A 660-nucleotide genomic window follows, 5' to 3' on the forward strand; every position below is an offset into this window, starting at 1 on the left:
AGTCGTCGCGACCCCTTCCTACCTTGAAGAACATGGCGCACCTTCACATCCTGCGGAACTCTCGGACCACATTTGCATTCGAGATGCGAACAACCCGGATCCAAACCGCTGGCCCTTCCAGATCGAAGGGCAAACCGTGCAGGTGCCTGTCTCTGGCCCATTTCTGGCAAACAGTCCTCCCGCCTGCCTCGTACAGACGCGCGCCGGGAGGGGCATCTTCATATGCCCAGATGTGTTTTTGGGAGACGACCTTGAAACCGGACGTCTAGTGCAACTCTTTCCGGAGTTCCATTCCCGCACTTTGCCGATCCAAAGCGTGCAGTTGCCGTCGGCCTTTAGAAAGCCGCGTGTTAAGTCCTTTGTCGAGTTTATGCGTGAAGAGATTCGAGCGTAGGAAGTCCAAAGCAGTCACTCGCGCTATGCGCAGCATTTGGTAGGTATGGGCTCCCTACGGCTATTCGCTGCTTTTCGTATCATCGGCTGCTCGCAGCCCAAAGCGGACATCCAAGTGCTAGACAGCGCCGACAGGAAGGCCACCTAGCTGCTGTTCGCCGCGACAGCAGCACTGCGCCTGTCTGACGTCAGCGCCAATGGGACAGTTTAGGTCGATTTGATAAGAGAGGGTTTCTGGCTCATCGTAACCGCCAAGGAGTGGAGATG

The 660-nt window shown here is 56.4% G+C and carries 1 protein-coding gene; it reads left to right on the top strand.

What is annotated here, in order from left to right:
• Window positions 1-394, top strand: a 394-nt coding sequence (locus ACR0EZ_RS25965; protein ID WP_480617734.1) for a LysR substrate-binding domain-containing protein, incomplete at its 5' end; no start/stop codon positions are given.
• Between the last annotated feature and the right edge of the window lie 266 nt (window positions 395-660).

The organism is Ruegeria sp. AK4 (genome assembly GCF_056541025.1).